This is a genomic window from Streptomyces griseiscabiei (genome assembly GCF_020010925.1).
GTDB lineage: Bacteria > Actinomycetota > Actinomycetes > Streptomycetales > Streptomycetaceae > Streptomyces > Streptomyces griseiscabiei.
Genome location: NZ_JAGJBZ010000002.1, coordinates 2,801,329 through 2,823,403, shown reverse-complemented (window position 1 = coordinate 2,823,403; position 22,075 = coordinate 2,801,329). Strand labels below are relative to the sequence as shown.

Genomic DNA, 22,075 nt, shown 5'->3' with positions numbered 1-22,075 from the left:
ACGGCACCGATGAACGAGCTGGTCCCCGGGGGCAACACCCCTCTGCCGGACGGCACCCTGACGATCAGGGTGCCGGGCCCCTTCGACGTCTCCGCCCTCGTCACCGACGACACCGGCAGGGTCCGCGGCGACACGGACTTCGTCTTCTACAACCAGCCGGCGGCCCCGGGAGCCCGTCTCGCCGGCGACACCCTGACGGTGACCCCGGCCGCCCTCCGCCCGGGCGCCACCCGCCTCACCCTCGCGATCAGCCCGGCCGCCCCCGACACACCGTTGGGCCACCTGCCCGCCCCGACCCTGTTCGTCACCGCCTCCGACGGCCGCGCGATCACCCGCTTCACCCCGCCGAGACCGCAGCGGGAGACCGTACTGCTCTTGGCGGAGCTGTACCGCAAGGGACAGGGCTGGAAGCTCCGGGCTCTGGGACAGGGATACGCGGACGGCCTGGCGGGGGTGGCCAGGGACTTCGGCGTGGAGGTGCTGGAGGAGGAGGCGCCCGTACGAGCACCCGCCCAGGGGCGCGGGGAACGGCGCGGCCGGCCCTCACCGGCGCGCGCCGCGCACACCGCCCCCGACGCCTACCTGGACTCGGTCAACTCCCTCCGCGCCACCGCCGGTTCCCCACCCGTGGCCCTCGACCCGCGGCTCACGGCGGCCGCCCGGGCCCACGCCTCCGCCATGGCCGCCCAAGGCCGGCTCGGCGCCGAGGGCAAGGACGGTCTCTCCGTCTACCAGCGCGTCACCACCACGGGCTACGGCTACCTCACCATCGGCGAACACCTGGTCTCCGGCCCTCGCACCCCCACCGAGTTCGTGGACCACTGCCGCTCCGACCACAAGGCCGGCCGCACCCTCCGCGACCCCGCCTGGAGCCAGACCGGCCTCGGCCACGCCACCGATCCCCGTTCGGGCACCGTCTTCTGGACGGCACTCTGGGCCCACCCCTTCTCCCCCGCCGGCCTGCACCGGACCGCCACCGAGGTCATCGCCCTCACCAACACCGAGCGGGCCGGGGCCGGTCTGCCCCCGCTCTCCCCCGACCCCCACCTCACCACCGCCGCCCAGGCGCACAGCGCCGACATGATCGCGCGGGCCTTCTACGCGCACACCTCCCCCGACGGCCGCGAACCCTGGCACCGCGCGTCCGCGGCCGGCTCCACCAGGCGGTCCATCGGGGAGAACATCGCGTGCGGTCAGCGGTCCGCCGCCGAGGTGGTGCTCGGCTGGATGAACAGCCCCGGGCACCGGGCGAACATCCTCAAACCCGGGTTCACCCATATAGGTATCGGCTTCGCCGGCGGCGGCGCGGCCGGCACGTACTGGACCCAGCTCTTCGGCGGCTGAAACCGATCATCGCGGCTGTCCCTCTTTCGAGTAGCTCAACTCACCCGCACATCCGGCTACTTGACTCTCCGTGATCACTCGACTCCAATGCACCTGTCGATGACGGCAGTCGCACGGCAGCCGGTCGGCAGTGGGACGACGGTCAACGGAAGACGAATCGGATGGTGCAGATGGTTTCGAGAACGGTGGGCACGGGTGTGGCGACGCTGGGCGCGGTCGTCCTGTCCCTCCTGACGGTCCCCGCCCACGCGGCCCCGGCAGCGGGCCCCGACACGACCGAACTCCGAAAAACGCTGCGCACGGCGCTGTCACAGGGAGCGCCGGGCGCGTTCGCGAGGATCGACGACAACGGCAAGGTGCACCACCTGGCGGAGGGGGTCGCCGACCGGTCCACCAAGCGCGCCCTCGGCACCGGGGACCGCATCCGCGTCGGCAGCGTCACCAAGACGTTCACGGCGGTGGTCCTGCTGCAGCTGGTCGACGAGGGCAAGATCAAGCTCGACACCTCGGTCAACACGTATCTGCCGGGACTGCTGCCCGACAACAAGATCACCGTGCGCCATGTGCTGAGCCACCGCAGCGGGCTGTACGACTACGCCAACACCCTCTTCTCCCCGAGCGTGGCGGGCTTCGAGAAGGTGCGGAACAAGGTCTACACCTACCGCCAGCTGATGGACCTGTCGCTGGCCAAGCCCCGCACCAACAAGCCGGGGGCGTCCTACGCGTACTCGAACGCCAACTTCGTGGTCGCGGGCATGCTGATCGAGAAGCTCACCAAGAAGCCGGTGGCGACCGCGTACCAGGACCGGATCATCAAGCCGCTGAAGCTGGCCGACACGTTCTACGTCCACCCGAAGAACACGATCCCCGGCAAGTTCTCCCGCGGCTACATGACCGCCGACTCCACCGGCAAGAAGATCGACTCCACGCTGCAGACGACGTCGTGGGCCCAGAGCGCGGGCGGTCTGGTCTCCGGTGCCAAGGACCTGAACAAGTTCATGTCCGCGCTGGTGCAGGGGAAGCTGACCTCGGCCGCGCGGCTGAAGGAGATGCTGAAGTGGACCCCGGTGAACAGCACCCAGGCGTACGGGCTGGGGCTGCGCCGGCGTGATCTGTCCTGCGGGGCCTCGGTGTACGGACACACGGGGACCGTGCAGGGCTACTACACCTGGGCGTTCACCTCGAAGACCGGCAAGCGCAGTGTGACGGCGTTCGCCAACACCTCCAACAACGGCACGGTGTACGCGACCGTCAACCGCGCGCTGGAGGCCACCTTCTGCGGCTGACGGCCGCGCCGGGCACACCCTCGGCCGCCCGCGGGGAGCGACCGGTCAGCGTCGGCTGATGCTGCCGCCGCCGTGGGCGCGGCCGAGGGTGTGCAGGTGTTCCAGGGCGTCGAGGACGACGGTCCGGTCGTACCAGGCCAGCCACTCGCCCGCCTCGGCGCCCAGCACGGTCAGCGCCTTCAGCTGGGCGCGTGTCGGGCCCCGCTGCGGGCGGGCGAAATGGGCCGACACCATGCCCACGCACAGCCCGGACGAGGTGGTGAGCGGCACGCTGTGACAGGCGCGGCTGCCCGCGTGCAGGATCGCCGAGCGGGCGTCCGCGGTGAACACCGGGTCCGTGGCCACGTCCTGGACGGTGACCTGGGCGACCTCCCGCGCGGCCTTGGCGCAGGAGGTGCCCTCGTCACCGACGTGGGCGAAGAAGTCGACGAAGTCCTCCGGGTGTCCCGTGTGACGCTCGATGCGCAGTCCGCCCTCGGCCCGGTCGGCGATCTGGAGGTTGCCCATGCCGGTGCCGGTGACGACGAGGGTCTGGCTGAGGACGGCGGTCAGGACCTCGCTCCGGTTGCCGCGTCCGACCCGGCGGCGGCGTGCCTCCTCGAAGCTCAGCGGCGGCTCCGCCAGCCGGGCCCGGCCGGGGAACCACAGGGCGCTCCGGCCGTCCGGGCGTGGCGCGCTCACCGCCGCCTCGGCCAGGGCGCGCAGCTTGACGTTGTGCTGCTGGGAGGAGCGTTGGAGCAGGGCGAACGCGGTCTCGGCGTCCGGCAGGGCGTAGCGCTCCCGCAGCATGCCCTGGGCCTGGGCGATCAGCGGGCGGCTCTCCATCCGGGTACGCAGCTGCCGCACCTCGGCGCGCAGCCGTGCGAGTTCCTCCCGAGTCGCCGAGCTGTCGTCGTCCGGCTCCGACCAGGGTCTGTCTCTCATCCGATCCCTTCCGCCCCTTCGCCCCGACCGTACTTCGGCCGGCGGCAGACATCGTCTGCCCGGTCCGGGCCCGAGTACCCCGGGTCAGGGTCTACCGTCGTCCGCATGTCCCTGACCTTCGACGATCTGCTGCACCGGGCCGCCGCGCTGGCCCGCCCCGGGCGCCGGGCGCTCCTCGGTGTCGCCGGGAGCCCCGGTGCGGGGAAGACCACCCTGGCCGCGGAGCTGACCCGGGCCCTCAACGGCGACGGCGAGCCGTGGGTCGCCCATGTGCCCATGGACGGCTTCCATCTCGCCGACGTGGAGCTGGACCGGCTCGGGCGCCGGGACCGCAAGGGGGCCCCGGACACGTTCGACGTGGCGGGGTACGCGGCGCTGCTGGAGCGGCTGCGCGGCGACGAGGAGGAGGTCGTGTACGCGCCGGGCTTCGAGCGGGTCCTGGAGCAGCCCCTCGCCGGTTCGATCCCGGTACCGCCCTCGGCCCGGCTGGTGGTGACCGAGGGGAACTATCTGCTGGTGGACGAGGGGCCCTGGCGGCGGGTGCGGGCCCGGCTCGACGAGGTGTGGTTCTGCGATCTCGACGAGGCGGAGCGGCTCCGGCGGCTCGTGGCCCGGCACGAGGAGTTCGGCAAGGGGCACGGCGAGGCGGTCGCCTGGGTGTGCCGCACGGATCAGCGCAACGCGGAGCTGGTGGCGACGACCGGGCAGCACGCGGATCTGGTGGTGCCCCGGTCCGCGATGCCCCCGGTGAAGGCGGGCGCCCCGGGCACGGAACCTGCGTAGGGCGCGGACCGGACGGGAGAACGAGGCAGCCCGACGTTGTCAGGTACGTCGGGCTGCCGGCTGGTGGGGGCCCGTGGTCGGGCCCGGAGGCTCAGGCGCGGAGGGTCAGGGTCGGTTCGCCCCGTTCGTCGCCCCTCGGGTCGCCGATCACCGCGGTGAAGGCCTCCGTGCGGACTCTCAGGCCGTCCGTGACATGGTCGAAGGTGGGGTCGAAGATCTCGCCGGAGCCGCCGTGGCGGACGGCGAAGACGCTCAGGTCGGCCGGCGCACCCGGAGCGGGGGTCGCCTCGATGGCCGTGGAGGCGATCAGATGCGACCAGCCCTCGTCGGGGTCGCCGTAGCCGCGCGGGTCGGCGGCGAGGGCGAAGGCGGCGAGTTCCTGGGTGGTGTCGGCGCGGGCGTCGAAGAACTCCGGGCCCTCACCGGCGGGGTGGGTCAGCCACAGGTCGCCCGCGGAGGCCACCTCGGCGTCCGCGATCCGGCGCAGTCCGCCGGCGTCGTCCGTCACGTACGGCAGGCCCGCCAGCAGATACGGCTCGCCGGGGAGGCGTTCGACGGCGACGGTGGTCCACAGGCGGGTGCCGTCGGTGACGTACAGGGACCGCACATGGCGCAGGACGTGGTCGCGGGTGACGACCGGCTTGGTGACCAGCTTGGCCCTGAGGCCGTCGGCGCGGGCGTCCCGGACGCGGACCTCTCCCATGGGACGGCAGAGCAGGAAGCCGTCGACGACCGGGCCGAAGCCGTGCTGGCGGTTGACGGCGGCCGGCAGGAAGTACGTGCCGTCGGCCTCGACGAGGGACGGGGTCATCTTCGAGTCGAAGGCGACCGAGACCCCGCCGGAGCGCAGTTGGTGCCGGACCGGTCCGGTGGACGGGGTGCGGTGCCAGGGGGTGGTGTCCTGGATCTGCCAGACCAGCATCCACGCGAAGTGGCCGTCGACCCCGCCGTCCGGCTTGACCGCGTGCCGGCCCCAGCGGAGGTCGCCCCGGTAGCGGCCGAGGTCGGCGCCGACGCGGTGGCCGAAGTAGCGCAGGCCGAGCACCGACTCGAAGCCGGAGTGCTGTTCGCTGTAGCGGGGGCCGCCGCAGTCGAAGCCGCCGGTGGTGAGGCGGGCGTCCAGGTAGCGGGCGACCGCGTCCCCGTCCTCGGCGAAGACCGCCTCGCCGCTGACCCGGTGGGCCTGGGCGAGGAACGACAGGGAGATCGGGCCGTAGTTGTTGTCCCAGGCGCCGCCGTGCTCCGGCGGGAGCAGGGCGCCCCGGTCGCGTACCCGGTGGGCGCGGATCTCCTCGGTGTAGAGGGCGATCGCGCGGGCGCGGACCTCGGCCCCCTCCTCCGGGGGGAGGTGGCGGGCGAGCATCAGGCCGCCGACCACGCAGCCGATGGCCTGGTTGCCGGCCTCCTGCGGGTTGAAGAAGGTCGCCTCGGTGAGCCAGCGCCAGTAGCCGCGGCCGGTCTCCCGCAGGGCGGCGGTCTGTGCGTCGGTGAGGAGGCCCTCGGCGAGGTCGAGCAGGTCGACGGCCTGGAGCAGCGCCCACACGGTGCTCGGCCAGTCGCCGATGGGATGGGCGCCGGACGCCAGGGTGTAACGGGCGTACGGGAGGCCGGAGTCGCGCACCCGCAGGTTGGGGTAGCCGGGGTTGTCGTCCGTGTAGACGCGCTCCCGGAGGTGGAAGTCGGTGCTGCGGCCGACCGCCTCCGGCAGACGCGGGTCCTTGGTGCGCTGCCAGGCGAGGGCCAGCAGCGAGGTGATGCCGAGTGAGGTGTCGCCGATGTCGTCGACGCAGTCGGGGTGTTCGAGGCTGCCCTCGGGGGTGAGGCGGGCCAGTGCCTGCTCGGTGATGTCGGCGAGCACGGCGTCGTACGCCTCCGGAGTGTCCGGCAGGTCGTGCAGCGAACCGAGCTGGCGTGGGAGGTGCACGGGGATCAATCCTTCATGCCTGGGGTGGCCATGGTGGGGTGCGGCGGGGTCACACGACGGGTGCGGGCCGGCGGGCGCGCAGGGCGAGGGTCAGGGTGTGCGGGCCGAGCCCGCCCACGTAGACGCGGTTCCCGGTCGTCGCGTCGGTGCCGCCCACCACCGTGTGGTCCTGCCCCGGGTCGTAGCGCAGTACGTCGGCGCGGTCCGGTCCGGCGAGCGGTTCGCCCGCCCGGAGGCCGGCCTCGACCAGGATCTCGTCGTCGCCGACCCGGTAGGTCATCGGCCCGGTCGTCAGGCACCAGCGTCCGTCGCCGATCGGTACGGCGCCCTCGGGCACGCCGCCCGGCCGGAAGGTCAGTTCCAGGGCCCAGGGCACGCGTGGTCCGCTGATGTCGATCCGCAGGTCGGCGCCGTCCTCCCGCAGGTCCACGTCGACGCGGGTGGTGTGGGAGACCTCGTCGCGGGGCCGTTCGGGGAACGCCATCGAGGCGGAGAAGCGTCCGTCGTCGACCAGCCGGTAGGCGCCGTCGTCCCGCCTCGCGCCCTCGGGGAGCGGCTGGTAGTAGGCGGCCGTGAGGGTCTCGGTGAGCCGGTGGCGGTGGTCGGCGGGCTGTTCCATGTCGGCGGCGCGGAAGGGGCCCAGGTCGAAGAAGCCGCGCGAGAGCCGGACGGCGTCGAGGACGGCGTCGCCGGCGAACAGGCGCAGGAAGGTGGGGTTGCAGGCGAGGCCGGAGCGGACGCGGCGGTGCCGGGGCACGTCGGAGCCGCCGTACACCACGGTGTGCGCGGTGGCCGAGGCGCGGGCGGCGAGGCGCGCGGTGGTGAGGTACGTCTCGCGCGGAAGCGTCTCCTCGTCCGGGGCCGGCAGGGTGCGGCACAGGTCCGGGGTGAGGAGGGTCTGGGCGAGCAGGTCGGGGTCGTCGATGCCGCCGGCGGCCGCCAGCCGCGCCGCCCGCGCGAAGTCGCCCCGGCCGGTGCGGATCGCGAGCAGCCGGTAGTGCGGCAGGTAGGGGGCCAGCGGGAACGGGTGGTGCTGGTCCTGGCGGCGCGAGTGGACGGTCTCCACCGTGCCGTCCGGCCTGATCAGGTCCAGGGTGGTGGTGAGATTGCGGGCGACGGCGTCCAGCAGGTCGGCGCGGCCGAGCACCTCCGCGAGGAGAAGCAGCGACGGGTTGGACACATGGGCCGCGTAGTTGGCGCTGCGTTCCGAGTACAGGCCGTCCGTGTCGATGTCGACGCCCTCGGCGAGCCACTGCGCGACGCGGTCGAGCAGCCGGTCGTCGGGGAACGAGCGGTGCAGCCGGGCCAGGGCCGCGGACAGCTCCCAGCGGTGGTTCGGGGTGTGCACCCCGCCGGTCAGGAGGCTGCCGGTGGTGGCGCCCGCGATGTCGGCGAGCGCGGCCGTGACGTCGCGCAGGTCGGGTCCCGCTCCGGCGGCGAGGACGTGCGCGTCGCAGACGTCGTTGACGGTGAACGCGGAGTCCGGCGGTGACTGCACGTTGTCGCCGCCGGCGAAGAGACCGGTGGTGGTCTGCGCGGCCCGCAGGGCACGGAGGTGGGTCGTCGCGGCGGCGACGGCCCGCTCGCTGCCGTGCAGTGCGGAGTCCGGGGAGCGGTAGGCCGCGACCAGGGTCTTCACCCGCCACGCCAGACCACGGTGCGGAACACCGGCGGGTTCCGCGTCGGGGTCGGCCGCCAGCGGGGCGGCCGACCGGTCGGCGGCGCGGGCCGCCGACCGGACGAACTCGTGGTCGAGCGCGGAGGGCAAGGTCAGTCCTTCAGTCCGGCGTTGATGTCGGCGTTCATGACGTACTTCTGGAAGACCAGGAAGATGACGATCAACGGGATCATGGAGATGACCGAACCGCCGAGCAGCACCGACCAGTTGATGTTCTGCGCGCCGACGAGGCTCTGGATGCCGATCTGGACCGTGAACTTCTCCGGGTCGTTCAGCATCAGCAGCGGCCAGATGTAGTCGTTCCAGCGCCACTGGAACGACAGGATGGCGAGCGTCAGCATGATCGGCCGGGAGAGCGGCACCATGATCCGCAGGAAGATCGACAGCTCTTTCGCGCCGTCGATGCGCGCGGCCTCGATGAGTTCGTCGGGGACCGTCAGGAAGAACTGGCGGAACATGAAGCAGCCGGTCGCGGTGAGCAGGGCCGGGAGGATGATGCCGGAGAGCGAGTTGTAGAAGCCGAGGTCGCGGACGACCAGGAACAGCGGGGCGAGCATGACCTCGGCCGGCAGCATCGTGGTGGCCAGGATGCCGAGGAAGAACGCCTTGAGCCACTTGTTGTCGTACTTGGCCAGCGCGTACCCGGTGCAGCAGCTGACGCCCACCGTGAGGATCGTCGCGATCACACACACGATGGCGGTGTTGATGAAGTACCCGGAGAAGTTGGCGCTCGCCCACGCCTCCCGGTAACCCGACAGGGTGGGGTTCTCGGGGAACACCGTCAGCGGAAGGGAGAACAGGTCTCCCGCCGGTTTGAGGGAGCTGAGGACGAACCACAGCACCGGCAGCCCGTAGAGGCCCGCGAGGACCCACAGCAGTGTCGTCGGGGCCACCGCGCGCCGCAGCCCACCGGTGGCCGAGCCGCCGGACCGCTTCTTGCGGACAGGCCGTCCGGGGCCGGCGTCGACCTTGCGTGGCATGTCTGTGGTTGTCATCGGTTCTCCACCCGCCGGTTGACCATCATCTGGATGATCGCGACGGCCATCAGAATGAGCATGAGCACGAACGACGCGGCGCTCGCGTAGCCGATCTGGCCCGACTTGAACCCCGTCTGGTAGATGTACTGGACCATCAGGTTGTTCGACGTTCCGGGTCCACCGTTGTTGAGGGAGGCGAACACCGCGTATTCCTTCATCGCGTGGATCGTGTTGAGCAGGATGACGATGAAGGACGTGGGGGCGATGCTCGGCAGGGTGATGCTGATGAACTGGCGCCAGGGACCGGCGCCGTCGAGCGCGGCCGCCTCGTAGTACGACGTCGGGACGTTCTTGATCGCCGCGATGAACAGCAGCATGGAGAAGCCCGTCCAGGCCCAGGCCGCCGCCACGACGACCACTATCAGTGACAGGTCCGCGTTCGACTGCCAGGGAACGGCGCTTCCGCCGAGCTTCTCGATGAAGTAGTTGACCAGTCCGAAGTTCTCACCGAACAGCCACCGCCACAGGACACCCACGATGATGGGCGACAGCAGCCACGGGATGAAGAAGAAGATGCGGGCGACCGACGTGCCCTTGGCGTTCTTGCTCACCAGCACATTGGCGATGAGCAGCGAGAGCACGAAGTTCAGCGGGACGAAGAGCACGGTGTACAGCAGCGTGCGGCTCATCGCGTCGTAGAAGGCGGAGTCCCCGAACAGCTTGCTGTAGTTGTCCAGTCCGATGAACTGGAACGACCCGACTCCCGTGTAGTTCGTGAAGGAGTAGACGAGCCCGATCACCGCCGGCCAGACGAAGAACAGCGCGAAGAGCACGACGTTGCCCGAGATGAGGACGAGCGGTGCGAGGGTGTACTTGCTTCGTCTCCTGGGCGGGCTCACGGACACGTCCGAAGCGTCCGGGGCGCGTTTGGTCATCTTCCTGACTCCGTGCTGGTGGAATGGGTTCCTGGAGGCTCAGGCCTTGAGCCCTGCATCACGTGGGTGGGGTCCGGGGGCCCGGGCGGCGGGGTCGGGACTCCGCCGCCCGGGACTGCCGGTCCGTGATCAGCCGCCGACCTGCGTGTTGTAGCCGTCGACGATGTTCTGCAGGGCCTTGTCGGACGACTGCTCTCCGTTGATCGCCTTGCCGAGCTCCGCCTTGGTCGGGTCGTCGGCGAGGCTCTTGCCCTTCAGCACCCAGTTGGTCTGCGCGCTGTTGAAGTAGCCGGAGATGGGGTCGTACAGCGGGATCGACTCGTTGTAGAGCTTGAACGCCGCCTGCGCCGCCTCGGACTTGAAGGGGTACTCCGGGTTCAGACCGCTCTCGACCGGCAGGAAGCCGGAGGTCTCGCAGAGCGTCTTGTAGTGGTCGGGCTCGTACAGCCAGGACAGGAACTTCTTCGCGGCGCCGGCCGCGTCGGCGTTGTTGTTGAAGCCGACCGTCATACCACCGCTGTTGACGTCACTGGCCTGCACCGGCTGGGCGGGGGTCGGGACGCTCGCCCAGTCGAACTTGGTGATGCTCTCCGCGTAGGCGGCGACCTGCCACACACCGGACCAGTAGGCGACGACGTCACCGCTCTGGAACATGGCCGACGGGTCGGCGCCGCTGGTCCACACCGACTTCGGCATGGTCTTGTCGTCGTTCCAGCCGACGAAGGTCTTCACGGCCTTCTTGGTCGCGTCGTCCACCGAGAACTTGCCGGAGTCGTCGGCGTGGACGTACTTGCCGCCCATCTCGTAGACCATGGCGCGCAGTCGCGACGGCGACTGGTCGAAGGTCAGGGAGTACTTGGCGTCGGTCTTCTCCCGGACCTCGTTCGCCGCCTTGATGAACTCGTCCCAGGTCCAGGTCTTGTCGGGCGAGGTCGGGTAGTCGACGCCGGCCTTCTCGAACAGCGACTTGTTGATGAACATGCCGGACGCGGTGACGTCCGAGGGGATGGACAGCACCTTCCCGGAGGAGTCCTTGGCGACGAAGTTGGCGTTGATCTTGTTCGTCTTGTTGTTGGCGATGTCGCTGAGGTCGATCAGCTTGTTCGACCAGATCGGGTCGAGCGCCGGCACGGCCGCCACGTCGGGCAGCGAGTTCGCCTGCGCGGAGTTGCGCAGCTTCGTCGCGTAGCCGTCGTAGGGGATGTTGACCAGCTTGACCTTGACGCCGGTCTCCTTCTCGTACTGGGCCACCATCTTCTTCCAGCCCGCGTCCTGCCCCGGAACCGTGGAGATCCAGAACGTCAGCGACTTGGAGGTACCGCCCGAGCCGGAGTCCCCTCCTCCGCAGGCGGAGAGCAGCAGGGCGGCCGCCGAGACACCGGCAGCGAGGGGAACCAGGCGGCGCATACCGCCGCGGCCGAGTCGGCTTGAGCGCCGCACACCCACAGTGGTCATCTTCGATCCCTTTTTTTCGGTAGGGGACAGAGCACGGCGCGCCGACCGAGGCGGCACGGGTGCATTTTGCAGGAAAGCTGCTTTCCGGGGGGCACGGCCTCGCCCGGCCGCGTCGTCCACGCGGGGCGGGATCCCCGGCCTTGTCGGCCGTCACCGCACGGGCACGCCCTCGTGCGGTTGCCGTACGTCGAGTACGGGCGGGAGGCTCGCCCCAAGCCGGCGTCCCGGCCGACTTAGAAAGCGCTTGTCCGGACATTGGCAGATGCCGGTGGAGTCCGTCAATGCTTCACCGCCGCACCTCCGGTCACGGTTTGGATTCCCCCTCCGGTCACGGTTTGGATTCCCCGGGCCACGGCCAGCCGACTGGCCCCCACGACGGTGCCGCTGTCGCCGAGCGCGCTGCTCACGACCTCGGTGGGCCAGCTCAGCCGCGCCAGCTCGGCCCGTACGCCGGGCAGCAGCAGGGGCTGGGAGCCCACGGCGCCGCCCAGCACGATCAGGCCGGGGTCCAGGACCGCGGTGGCCGCGACGGCGAGTCTGCCCACGTCGGCGGCGTGCCGGCCGACCACGGCGCAGGCCGTGGCGTGTCCGGCGTCGGCCAGCGCGAACAGCCCGTCGACGGTGTCCGGGCAGGGGTCGTCCACGCCCCGCCAGGCGTCCGCCGCCCGCCGCAGCAGTGAGCCCGCCCCTATGTGCGCCTCCAGGCCCTCGTGGCGGGGTTCCCGGTCCGCGTCCCAGGGGTAGGGCAGCCGGGCCACCTCACCGGCGGCGCCGTTCGCGCCGCGCAGCACCTGGCCGCCGATGACGACACCGAGACCGATACCGACGCCGATCCGCAGATAGCCGAAGGTGTCCCGGCCGCGGGCGGCGCCCTCGTGCAGTTCGGCCAGGGCCGCGCAGTTCACGTTGTTCTCGACGTGCACGGGCACGCCGGGCGGCAGGGTCACGGTCAGGGCGTCGAAGATGGGCCCCGCCTTGGCGGTGGCGGGCCGGACGGCCGTGCCCTCCCGGCTCTGGACGGTGACATCGCCCACGGCGACGACGATGGCGCGCAGCGGCGCCCCGGACGACAGCCCGCAGAGGGCGTCCGCGACCACGTCGACGGTGTCCGCCCGCAGCCCGGTGCCCTCGGCGAGCAGCGTGCCGTCCAGGGCGCACACCCGCACCCGGGTGACGCTGGGGCCGAGGTCGACGGCGAGGACCGCGCCGGCCGCGAGCCCGAGATCGTACACAGCCGCTGACCTGCCGGTTCCTCCGTTGAGGGTGCCGGAGCGGGCGGCGAGGCCGGCCGCCTCCAGCTCGGCCACGGCGGTGGAGACGGTCGGCTTGGACAGACGCGCCCCGGTGGCCAGTTGGGGGCGGGTGGCGGTGCTCGACGCGGCCAGTACGGCGAAGACAGCGCGGGCGCTCTCGCTCAGTTGCATGCTCTCCCCAGTCGTACCGCGATCTTCCGTCCGCACGGTCGTGCGGACTCCGGCGTCATAACCCTTGACGCACCCTTATTCGTTAGTTAATTTCCTAACGAAGTCAAGCGGTACTCGCCTACCGCACCCGCAGAGGCCCGTCCCGGGGCCTCACGAGCACCCCCCACAGACCCTGTGTGTCCAGGCACGGTTTCGCCCAGCCGTCGCTGCGCCCATCGCAACGCAACGACGAAAGAAGCCTCACGTGCAGGACTCCAGGCCCGTCGCGGTCGGTATCGACGTGGGCGGCACCAAGACCCATCTCCGTGCTGTCGCGGGGACGGACCCGGTGGCCGACCACATCCGTCCCAGCCGCGGCTGGCGACCGCACGACCCGGCGTCCGCCGCCTCCTGGCTGGCCGCGCTGGTCGGGGAGGTGCTGCCCGGGCACACCCTCCCGTCCGCCGTGGCCGTCGGCGCGCATGCCTGCGAGACACCCCGGCAGTGCGAGGGGATACGTCTCGCCCTCCAGGAACGGCTTCAGGTGCCGTGTCTGGTGGTGGGCGACGCCGAGCTGCTGGTGCCCGCCGCCGGTTTCGACCGGGGCGTGGGCCTGGTCGCGGGCACCGGTTCGGTGGCCGTCGGCCGGTCCGCCGACGGAACCGCGGTGCAGGTCGGCGGCTGGGGCGCGGTCCTCGGCGACGAGGGCGGTGCCGCCGGTCTGGTCCGTGAGGCGGCCCGCGCGGTCTGGGCCGCGCACGACCGGGGTGAGGCACCCGACGCGCTCGCCGACCGGCTGACCGCGGCCTTCGGGGTGAGCGAGGTTCCCGCTCTCGGCGGGGCGTTGGAGTCCGCGACGGATGTGTCCGCCGACTGGGGCCGGCACGCGACCGTGGTGTTCGACGCGGCCGAGGAAGGCTCCCTTCTCGCCCATCGGGTGATCGCCGAGGGGGGCCGCGCGCTCGCCGCGCTCGTGGCGCGGCTCGCCGCCCGCGGGGTCGCCGTGGACGACGTGGTGGTGGCCGGCGGGACGATCCGCTCCCGGCCCGTCCTGTACACGGCATTCGCCGAAGCACTCCTCGACGCTGTACCGTCCGCGCGACCGCATGTGCTCCAAGTGCCCCCGGTCCAGGGGGCGTTGGCACTCTCACATACGCTCCTCCGACCGGTCACCCCCTGATCACCGTCCGGTCGCCGACCGGACACCGACCGGTCATTCGTCAACTCCACGCTCAGCCCGCACCCGATCAACCCTCCGCGAAAGGAGCGGCGCTCGATGCCGTCAACTGCCGGGCACCACAGACTCAACCGCCGTGTCTTCCTCAGGAACTCCCTCGGCGTCTCGGCCGGCCTGATCGCCGCTCCGAGCCTCGCGCCCCTGTGGCAGGCCTCCGCGGCCGAGGCCAAGGCGGCGACCGCGTTCACCCCGTTCGTGGACGACTACACCACCAACATCACGGCGAACCTCACCCCCGAGACCAACGCCGTGGTCCGCGCGCTCGGCGGCTTCGCGGAGATCTGGAAGACGGGCGGCGCCTGGAACACCGGCACCCCGCTGCGTCCGGAGATCCTGCGCGACAACATGCGCTACTGCGCGCGCCTCACCCGCCGCCGCACGGAGGCGCAGGCCCGCGAGGCGTTCGTCTACGACCGGCAGCACCAGAGCTACGCCATGATCGGCGCGCTGGGCCCGCTGGCCGAGCTGTACCGCTCGGGTGCCAAGGCGGTCACCTCGATCACCTCCGCGCCGGACGGCATCCCGGCCGGCAAGATCAGCGATGTGCTGCCGGCCGACGCGCCCGCCGGTTCCGCGCTGGGCGCGGGCTCGTACGACTCCGACCTCGGCCAGGTGGCCAGGCTCGTCGACACCGTGCGCGGCCCGTTCATGTCGGGCAACCCCGCCAAGGCCGCCTTCCAGTACCCGCGTCCGTGGCGGATGAACGAGGACAGCGAGGTCGTCGACACCGGCGAGAAGGACGAGCTCGGCTTCCCCGTCTACGACTCCGAGGTCGTCGTCGTACGGCAGCTGCTGCGGCAGCGCGGTGAGAACCCGGCGGACGACGGCGGCTTCCCCAGCGGTCACACCAACGCCTTCCACCTGGCGGCGCTGGCGTTCGCGTACGCGGTCCCGGAGCGGTTCCAGGAGATCGTGACCCGCGCCTTCGAGCTGAGCCACACCCGGATCATGTCCGGTATGCACTCCACGGTCGACGTCCTCGGCGGCCGGGTCATGGCCACCGCGCTGGCCGCCGCCGCGCTCGCCGACCCGAAGAACGCGGCGCTCAAGGCCGCCGCGCGCCGGCAGGCCGCCGAGTACTTCCAGGCGAGGACCGGCACCACCGCGGACACGCTGTTCGCGTACGCGCACTCCGACGCCGACGACCGGTACGCCGACCGCGTGGCCAACCTGCGCACGGTCGAGCCGAAGCTGACGTACGTGCTCACCCGGCGTGGAAAGTCCGAGGACCTGACCGTCCCGAAGGGTGCCGAGGTCCTGCTGGAGACGCGGCTGCCCTACCTGGACGCGGCGCAGCGGCGCGAGGTGCTGCGCACGACCGCGCTGCCCTCCGGCTATGTCCTGCTGGACGGCTGGGAGCAGTGGGGCCGGCTCAACCTGTTCGCGGCGGCGGACGGCTACGGCGCCCTCGACGGCGATGTGACCGTCACGCTGGACGCCTCCCTCGGCGGTTTCCACGCGGCCGACACCTGGCGCAACGACCTCGACGGCACCGGCCGCCTCGTGAAGAAGGGCAGCGGCACGCTCACGCTGGCCGGGGCCAACGAGTACAAGGGCGGCACCGTCGTCGAGGCCGGTGTCCTCGCGGCGGGCTCCAAGGAGGCCTTCGGCCGCGGTGACATCCGCGTGGACGGCGGCACGCTGGCCACCGGCGACCACGGTGTCCGCGTCCGCGGCGAGTACACGCAGGCCGGTGTCCTCGATGTGACGCTGGACCGCGGCGACGCCCCGGCCCTCTCGGTCGACCGGCGCGCCGTCCTGGAGCGGGGCAGCAAGCTGGTGGTCCGCTTCGACGCGGAGCAGGCGCCGCGTTCCGGCAGCACGGTCGCCGTCATCGACGCGCGGTCCCTGCAGGGCCGGTTCGCCGAGGTCTCCGTGGCCGTCGACGGCTGGACGGCCGAGCAGGTCTTCACGGCGCACGGGGTGTCGGTGCGCCTGCGGAAGCAGTAGTCCTCGTACGACGCGAGGCTGTCGGGGGTGGCGCGAGCCGCCCCCGACAGGCGTTTCCGCGGTCCTACAGGGCCGGTGGCAGTGCCTGCTCGGCCCAGATGGTCTTGCCCGCGCCGCTGGGACGGCTGCCCCAGCGGTCGGTGAGCTGGGCGACGAGGAGCAGGCCGCGGCCCCCCTCGTCGAACTGGCGGGCCCGGCGCAGATGCGGTGACGTGCTGCTGGCGTCGGAGACCTCGCAGATCAGCGTGCGGTCCCGGATCAGACGCAGCTGGATGGGGGCGCCGCCGTAGCGGATGGCGTTGGTGACGAGTTCGCTCACCACGAGTTCGGTGACGAAGACGGCCTCCTCCAGGCCCCAGCGATTGAGCTGGTCCGTCGCCAGTTTGCGGGCGTTGGCGACCAGCGCGGGGTCGTCGGTGAGGTTCCAGACGGCCACCTGTCCCGCGTCCAGGGCGCGGGTGCGGGCGAGCAGCAGGGCCACGTCGTCGGCCGGGGTGTCCGGCAGCAGCGCCGTCAGCACCCTGTCGCAGGCTCTCTCCAGACTGCCCAGCGGACCCTCCAGCGCGGCGCGCAGGGCGGCGGTGCCGGTGTCGACGTCACGGTCGCGGGCCTCGACCAGGCCGTCGGTGTAGAGGGCGAGGACCGAGCCCTCGGGCAGCCGCAGCTCGGTCGCCTCGAAGGGGAGTCCGCCGACGCCGAGCATCGGTCCCGCGACCACCTCGACGACCTCCACCGTGCCGTCGGGCCGCACCACCACGGGCGGCACATGTCCGGCCGAGGCGATCGAGCAGCTGCGGTCCACCGGGTCGTACACCGCGTAGAGGCACGTCGCGCCGATCTCCCCGTTGCCGGTGTCGTCACCGGCGGCCAGGTGCTCGACGAGGTCGTCGAGATGGGTGAGGAGTTCGTCGGGCGGCAGGTCGACGTCGGCGAGCGCCCACACGGCCGTGCGCAGCCGGCCCATGGTGACGGAGGCGTGGATGCCGTGGCCGACGACGTCCCCGACGACCAGGGCCACCCGGGTCCCGGACAGCGGGATCACGTCGAACCAGTCGCCGCCCACCCCGGCCTGCGACAGCGCCGGCAGATAGCGGGAGGCGAACTCGACGGCCGCCTGTCCCGCGACCGTCTTCGGCAGCAGGCTGCGCTGGAGCGCCAGCGCTGTGGTGCGTTCCCGGGTGTAGCGGCGGGCGTTGTCGACGCAGACCGCGGCCCGGCTGGAGAGTTCCTCGGCGAGGGAGACGTCGTCCTGGTCGAAGGCGTCGGGACGCTCGGGGGTCAGCAGGCGGACGAAGACGGCCACGCCGAGGGTCGTGCCGCGCGCCACCAGGGGGACGGCCATCAGGGACAGGTCGTGGGCCTCGGCCTCGCGGAGCTTGGCGGAGCGGGCGCCGTGCAGGGCGAACCAGGCGTCGAGAGCCTGGTCGCCGGTACGGGTGAGCACGGGCTCGCCGGTGAGGAGGGCGCGGGCCGGGGGTGAGGAGTGCGGGTACTCGTCGGCGGCGCCCAGGGCGATCGCCGCCTCGGGGACCCCCGGGGTGTCGGAGTGGTGGGCGGCGCGGTGCAGGCGCACACCCCGGTCCAGGGGGACCGTCTCGGGTTCCTCGCCCTGGAGGACGGACTCCAGCAGGTCGACGCTGGCGAAGTCGGCGAGCCGGGGCACGGCCAGCTCGGCGAGTTCACGGGCGGTCTGGACGACGTCGAGTTTGGTGCCGATGGACCCGGCGGCCTCGTTCAGCAGGGCGAGGCGCTGGCGGGCCGCGAACTGCTCGCTGCTGTCGAACGCGGCGAGCGCGGTGCCGATCAGCTGTCCGGAGTGGTCCCGGACCGGCCACATCTCGGAGGTCCAGGCGTGCATGCGCCGGCCGGAGGGGGAACGGGTCCAGCTCTCGTAGCGGACCGGCTGCCCGGTCTCCACCACGATCTCCAGATGGCGCAGGAAGCCCCGGCTGTGTGTGGCGTCCTCGACGGTGTCGGGGAAGTACCGGTGGCGGAACTCCTCCTCGGGCTGGCCCATGACCTGGCACGCCCAGTCGTTCATCCGCAGATAGCGCTGTCCCGTGTCGAAGATGGACATGGACATGGAGGCCTGCTCGAAGGCCAGTTCGCCGAGGCCCCGCTCGCCGCGGTCGGGGCTCGCCTGGACGACGAACCTGCGCCGCTCGCCCGCCGCGCCCCGCACCGGGCAGATCCGCAGCGCCACCTTCTGCCGCCGGCCGTCGCGGTAGCGCAGGTCCGCCAGCGCGTCGCCGTGCGTCAGCAGCGTCCGCCACAACGCCGCCGGGTCCCCGTCGACCAGGTCCGCCGCCGGCCGGCCGGTGACCTCCCGGGCCGTGTGGCCGGTGAGCCGCCGGGCCCCCTCGCTCCACCCCACGACGAGGCCGCGCCCATCGACCACCGCCATCGCCTCACCGGCCGTGGCGGCCCGCGACACGCCGGACGCCTTCGTCACCATAGGGACAATATGGTCCGTTCGGGGCGGGGCAACAACCCGGATACGCCCGTGACGCACCGGGGCCGCGGCCCCGGCCAGTGACTGGGTCCTGGCGTCACATTCCCGCCGTCGCCCGAAGGGCGGCCCCGCGGCGTCGTGGGGGTACCTCCCGGTCGAGCGAAGCCGAGACTGGGGGAGCGGGCTCTCGGCGTGCCGGGCCCTGATCCGCGTACTGGACGTACTCGGGTCAGGGCCCGGTGCGGCGGTGGGGGTACCTCCCGCTCGAGCGAAGCCGAGAGTGGGGGAGCGTGCATGGCGTCGCGGGGCAGGCGGGAATGTGACGCCAGGGCCTAGAGCGCGGTGCGGGATTCCAGGTCCTGGCGGGTGTCGTTGCCGTAGACGCCCGTCTCGTCGCCCCGGATGCCGTACCAGAGCTGGAACCGCGCCACCGCTTCCGTCAGTACGGCGTCGTACTGGCCCGAGGTGGAACCGTTGTCGTACACGTTCGGGATACGGAGCAGCCGCTCCTGGAGTTCGGAGACCTCGGCGCCGCTGTCGCCCTCGCGGAGGGTGCCGGCGCCGTCGGGGTCGACGCCGGCGTTCCGGGCGGGGGCCGAGGTCGCGGGCGCCGACGGGGCCGGGGTCGGGGTCACGGCGCGCGCCTCCTTCTCCTTCTCGCCGCCGGGCAGCAGGAGCGCGGCGCCGAAGCCGAGGAGGGCCGCCGCGCCGATACCGACGACCACTGCGGCGCGCTTGAGGCCGGATCCGCCGCCGGGCGGCACGGGGCGCCGTCGCTGCCGTCGCCGCGCGCCGGCCGGGACCGTGTCGGAGCCGAAGTCCTCGCCGACCATGACCGGGGGCAGTTCCTCGGTCTCGTACTCCGTCCGGGGCAGGATCCGCTCGGGCGCGGGCTTCGGCTCCGGTGCGGGGGCGCGGGGCGGTTCGGGCGGGGGCGCGGGCATGGCCGCCGGCGGTACGGCGACGGTCTCGTACTCGTCGTTCGCGGGTGCCGTCCCCTTGTACTGCTCGAACTCGCGCAGCAGCTCGGCCAGGGCCTCGGTCCTGCGCCGGCGCATGACGTAGGTGGGCTCGATCGTGGGACGCTTCGTCGTCCGGCCCGGTTCGGGCGGTATCGACACGCTGTTCTCCTTCCGTGCACGCGGTCTCCCGCCATCCCCGAGAGGAGATACGGGCCGTCGGGCCGGGAGGTTCAGCTCAGCGGGCGGCCACCGGGGCGGCCGGGAGCACGGCGACGACCTCCCAGCCGGGTCCGTCCTCGCGCGGCCTGGCCCGGATCCGGCCGCCGAGCGCGGTGACCCGCTCGGTGAGACCGACCAGGCCGAAGCCGCCACCCCGGGCCGCCTCCGGCAGCCGGGCACCGCCGCGCCCGTCGTCACGCACGGAGACCTCCAGGTCACCGCGGGCGTAGCGGAGGTCGACGGTGACCTCGGTGGCGTCGGCCGCGTGCCGGCGGACGTTCGTCAGGGACTCCTGCACCACCCGGAAGGCGGCGGCCTGCACCTCGTGCGGCAGGTCGGCGGGGACGGCCGGGTCGTGGCGCAGGACGGCCGTTTGTCCGTCGACACCGCCGACGCCGTCGAAACCGCGCACCAGTTCGTCGATGCCCGCCAGGTCCCCGACCGGGCGCCGGTCGGCGGGCCCGGTGCCGTCGTCGTGTTCACGCAGGACGCCGACCGTGCGGCGCATCGAGGCGAGTGCCTCGGTGGCGGCCCGTTCGATGCCCTTGAGGACGGGGTCGAGACGCTCGGGATCGGTGCCCGCCATCATCCGCGCGACCTGCGACTGCACCAGGATCCCGGTGACATGGTGGGCGACGAAGTCGTGCAGGTCGGCGGCCATCGCGAGCCGCTCCGCCCGGCGGGTCTCGGTGACGACCTGGGTCCGGCGGTGGTCCATGGTGCGCAGATAGGCGGCGACGGCGGCCGTGACCGCGCCGAGGAGCAGCAGCACGACGGCCACACCGACGATGCTGGCGTCCGGGGTGACGGCGTAGTACGGCAGCGGGAGCGCGAGCAGCACGAGACCGTCGAGCAGTCCGCAGGCCAGCGCCCAGCCGGGTGGGCAGGTGCGGACGGCGACGACCAGCAGACACAGCAGCACGGCCGCCTGTCCCAGGCCGAAGCCGCCCTCCTCCCCGGCCACGAGCAGCGTCACCAGGTTCACCAGGACGGCGAGGGCCGGGAGCCCGGTACGCAGCTGGGGCGTCAGCCGGGCCGGCCGGCGGCGCTCGGGCCACAGCAGCGCCGCGAGACCGACGGCCAGGACGAGCAGGTGCAGCCAGAGAAGGGTGATGCCCTCCGCGGCCAGGATGAGGAAGTCCGAGACGCAGGCCAGGACCAGGGCGACGATGCCGCCGACGCGTACGCAGCCCGGCCGGGCGGAGCGCACGGGGCCGCCCGCGGATCGCTTGGTGTCGAGCACGAGGTTCACGCGGATCACAGTAGGCAGCGGCGGGGGCACCCGTATCGGCCGTACGGCCGAGGGGGCGGGTCCGGCGGGCCGGGAACCCTGACCGTTCGGCCGAGGCGGGCGCCCCCGCCGCCGGGAGAGGTTGGGTGCCACAACCCCACCTCTCTCCACCAGGAGCACCTCATGGAACGCCAGCCCCTCCTCATCACCGGCGCCGCTGTGGCGGCCGTGGCCCTCGGCGGCGGAGCCCTCACCTACGCGATGAGCGGCACCGAGTCGACCACCTCGCTCGACAAGTTCAGCAGCGTCACCGTGGACGGCCAGAAGGCGCTCAAGGGAAGCCTGGTCGCCGGCCGCACCGAGTCCAAGTACAGCCCGCTGCCCTGGATCGGCGGGGAGACGTCCGGCCTCTCGTGCCCCGACCTCAAGGCGGTGGCGGGCGCCGAGGTGACCTGCACCGCGAAGGACGGCGAGGGCAAGGACCTCTCCATCCCCGTCACCGTCGTGAAGGCCGACGCCTCCAGCGTCACCTGGAAGTTCGAGCGCGCCTAGTCCTACCGGAAAGGATCCGTCACCCTCATGAGCACCGTCCTGGCCGGCAACGGCCTCGTCAAGAAGTACGGCCCCACCACCGCCCTGGCCGGCGTGGACATGGCGGTCGCCGAGCGCGAGTCCCTCGCCATCATGGGCCCGTCCGGCTCCGGCAAGTCGACGCTCCTGCACACGCTCGCCGGGATCATCCGCCCCGACGACGGGCAGGTGCTGCTGCGTGGTGAACGCATCGACCACTGGGGCGAGAACAAGCTGAGCGCCCTGCGCCGCAAGCGCTTCGGATTCGTGTTCCAGTTCGGCCAGTTGCTGCCCGAGCTGCCCGCCGAGGAGAACGTCGCGCTCCCGCTGATGCTGGAGGGTCTGCCCCGGCGCCAGGCCGTGCAGCGGGCCCGCCGCTGGTTCGCGCCGCTGGGCCTCGCGGGGCTGGAGAACCGCCGTCCGGGCCAGCTCTCCGGCGGTCAGGCCCAGCGCGTCGCCATCGCCCGCGCCCTCGCCGTGGAGCCCGCCGTCGTCTTCGCCGACGAACCCACCGGCGCCCTCGACCAGGCCACCGGTGAGGAGGTCATCCGCCTGCTCACCGCGGTCACCCGCGAGCAGGGCGCCTCCCTGGTCATGGTCACCCACGACGCGGAGGTGGCCGCCCACTGCGACCGCGTCGTCCAGGTGAGGGACGGCCGCATCGCGGGCTACACCCAGTACACGGCGGCGTGACCGGCAGCTCCCGGCCGGCCCCTGTCAGGGGCGCGGGGAACCGCGCGAGCAG

The 22,075-nt window shown here is 72.3% G+C and carries 17 protein-coding genes; 7 read left to right on the top strand and 10 right to left on the bottom strand.

What is annotated here, in order from left to right:
* Nucleotides 1-9 precede the first annotated feature (9 nt).
* Both J8M51_RS29560 and J8M51_RS29555 read left to right on the top strand, forming a co-directional pair.
* On the top strand, nucleotides 10-1,344 hold the full coding sequence (locus J8M51_RS29560) for a CAP domain-containing protein (RefSeq protein ID WP_267299581.1): 1,335 nt from the start codon (nucleotides 10-12) through the stop codon (nucleotides 1,342-1,344).
* A 170-nt stretch (nucleotides 1,345-1,514) separates the two neighbouring features.
* A complete protein-coding gene (locus J8M51_RS29555) occupies nucleotides 1,515-2,630 on the top strand; it encodes a serine hydrolase domain-containing protein (protein ID WP_179202875.1) in 1,116 nt (371 codons plus the stop codon).
* A 45-nt stretch (nucleotides 2,631-2,675) separates the two neighbouring features.
* Here the strand turns inward: J8M51_RS29555 and J8M51_RS29550 are convergent, their stop codons facing one another.
* Nucleotides 2,676-3,554 carry an ANTAR domain-containing protein gene (locus J8M51_RS29550; protein WP_086752288.1) on the bottom strand — a complete coding sequence of 293 codons (879 nt, stop codon included), beginning with the start codon at nucleotides 3,552-3,554 and terminating at the stop codon, nucleotides 2,676-2,678.
* A 105-nt stretch (nucleotides 3,555-3,659) separates the two neighbouring features.
* Here J8M51_RS29550 and J8M51_RS29545 point away from each other — a divergent pair, with 105 nt between their 5' ends.
* On the top strand, nucleotides 3,660-4,337 hold the full coding sequence (locus J8M51_RS29545) for a nucleoside/nucleotide kinase family protein (protein ID WP_086752290.1): 678 nt from the start codon (nucleotides 3,660-3,662) through the stop codon (nucleotides 4,335-4,337).
* 91 nt (nucleotides 4,338-4,428) lie between these two features.
* Here the strand turns inward: J8M51_RS29545 and J8M51_RS29540 are convergent, their stop codons facing one another.
* The 6 genes from J8M51_RS29540 to J8M51_RS29515 all read right to left on the bottom strand — a co-directional run bounded on the left by J8M51_RS29540 (nucleotide 4,429) and on the right by J8M51_RS29515 (nucleotide 12,730).
* Nucleotides 4,429-6,261: a hypothetical protein gene (locus J8M51_RS29540; RefSeq protein ID WP_086752292.1), complete on the bottom strand. Its 1,833-nt coding sequence runs from the start codon at nucleotides 6,259-6,261 to the stop codon at nucleotides 4,429-4,431.
* Nucleotides 6,262-6,310: 49 nt separating this feature from the next.
* Entirely contained in the window at nucleotides 6,311-8,029 is a 1,719-nt protein-coding gene (locus tag J8M51_RS29535; RefSeq protein ID WP_086752294.1) for a hypothetical protein, read from the bottom strand.
* A gap of 2 nt (nucleotides 8,030-8,031) precedes the next feature.
* On the bottom strand, nucleotides 8,032-8,934 hold the full coding sequence (locus tag J8M51_RS29530) for a carbohydrate ABC transporter permease (protein ID WP_086752295.1): 903 nt from the start codon (nucleotides 8,932-8,934) through the stop codon (nucleotides 8,032-8,034).
* A complete protein-coding gene (locus J8M51_RS29525; RefSeq protein ID WP_086752297.1) occupies nucleotides 8,931-9,851 on the bottom strand; it encodes a carbohydrate ABC transporter permease in 921 nt (306 codons plus the stop codon). Before J8M51_RS29525 ends, J8M51_RS29530 begins: the two co-directional genes overlap by 4 nt.
* 129 nt (nucleotides 9,852-9,980) lie before the next feature.
* Nucleotides 9,981-11,306, bottom strand: a complete 1,326-nt coding sequence (locus J8M51_RS29520; RefSeq protein ID WP_086752299.1) for an ABC transporter substrate-binding protein — start codon at nucleotides 11,304-11,306, stop codon at nucleotides 9,981-9,983.
* 278 nt (nucleotides 11,307-11,584) lie between these two features.
* Nucleotides 11,585-12,730, bottom strand: a complete 1,146-nt coding sequence (locus tag J8M51_RS29515) for an ROK family protein (protein WP_086752301.1) — start codon at nucleotides 12,728-12,730, stop codon at nucleotides 11,585-11,587.
* A 244-nt stretch (nucleotides 12,731-12,974) separates the two neighbouring features.
* Between J8M51_RS29515 and J8M51_RS29510 the strand changes: the two genes are divergently transcribed.
* The gene (locus J8M51_RS29510; protein WP_086752304.1) at nucleotides 12,975-13,889 is read left to right on the top strand and encodes a BadF/BadG/BcrA/BcrD ATPase family protein; all 915 of its coding nucleotides are present in this window, start codon (nucleotides 12,975-12,977) and stop codon (nucleotides 13,887-13,889) included.
* Nucleotides 13,890-13,985: 96 nt separating this feature from the next.
* Nucleotides 13,986-15,896, top strand: a complete 1,911-nt coding sequence (locus J8M51_RS29505) for a phosphatase PAP2 family protein (protein WP_086752306.1) — start codon at nucleotides 13,986-13,988, stop codon at nucleotides 15,894-15,896.
* A 64-nt stretch (nucleotides 15,897-15,960) separates the two neighbouring features.
* Here the strand turns inward: J8M51_RS29505 and J8M51_RS29500 are convergent, their stop codons facing one another.
* The 3 genes from J8M51_RS29500 to J8M51_RS29490 form a co-directional block, all read right to left on the bottom strand.
* The gene (locus J8M51_RS29500; RefSeq protein ID WP_086752308.1) at nucleotides 15,961-18,351 is read right to left on the bottom strand and encodes a SpoIIE family protein phosphatase; all 2,391 of its coding nucleotides are present in this window, start codon (nucleotides 18,349-18,351) and stop codon (nucleotides 15,961-15,963) included.
* Between the two features lie 329 nt (nucleotides 18,352-18,680).
* The gene (locus J8M51_RS29495) at nucleotides 18,681-19,469 is read right to left on the bottom strand and encodes a peptidoglycan-binding domain-containing protein (RefSeq protein ID WP_267299580.1); all 789 of its coding nucleotides are present in this window, start codon (nucleotides 19,467-19,469) and stop codon (nucleotides 18,681-18,683) included.
* A gap of 76 nt (nucleotides 19,470-19,545) precedes the next feature.
* Complete coding sequence (locus J8M51_RS29490; RefSeq protein WP_086760506.1) at nucleotides 19,546-20,781, bottom strand: sensor histidine kinase; 1,236 nt, start codon at nucleotides 20,779-20,781, stop codon at nucleotides 19,546-19,548.
* Nucleotides 20,782-20,943: 162 nt separating this feature from the next.
* On the opposite strand from J8M51_RS29490, the gene J8M51_RS29485 reads away from it, so the two are divergent.
* Together J8M51_RS29485 and J8M51_RS29480 are read left to right on the top strand one after the other, a co-directional pair.
* Nucleotides 20,944-21,312, top strand: a complete 369-nt coding sequence (locus J8M51_RS29485) for a hypothetical protein (protein WP_086760504.1) — start codon at nucleotides 20,944-20,946, stop codon at nucleotides 21,310-21,312.
* A gap of 27 nt (nucleotides 21,313-21,339) precedes the next feature.
* Nucleotides 21,340-22,023, top strand: coding sequence for an ABC transporter ATP-binding protein (locus tag J8M51_RS29480; RefSeq protein WP_086760503.1), 684 nt, complete (start codon nucleotides 21,340-21,342; stop codon nucleotides 22,021-22,023).
* The last annotated feature ends 52 nt before the right edge of the window (nucleotides 22,024-22,075 follow it).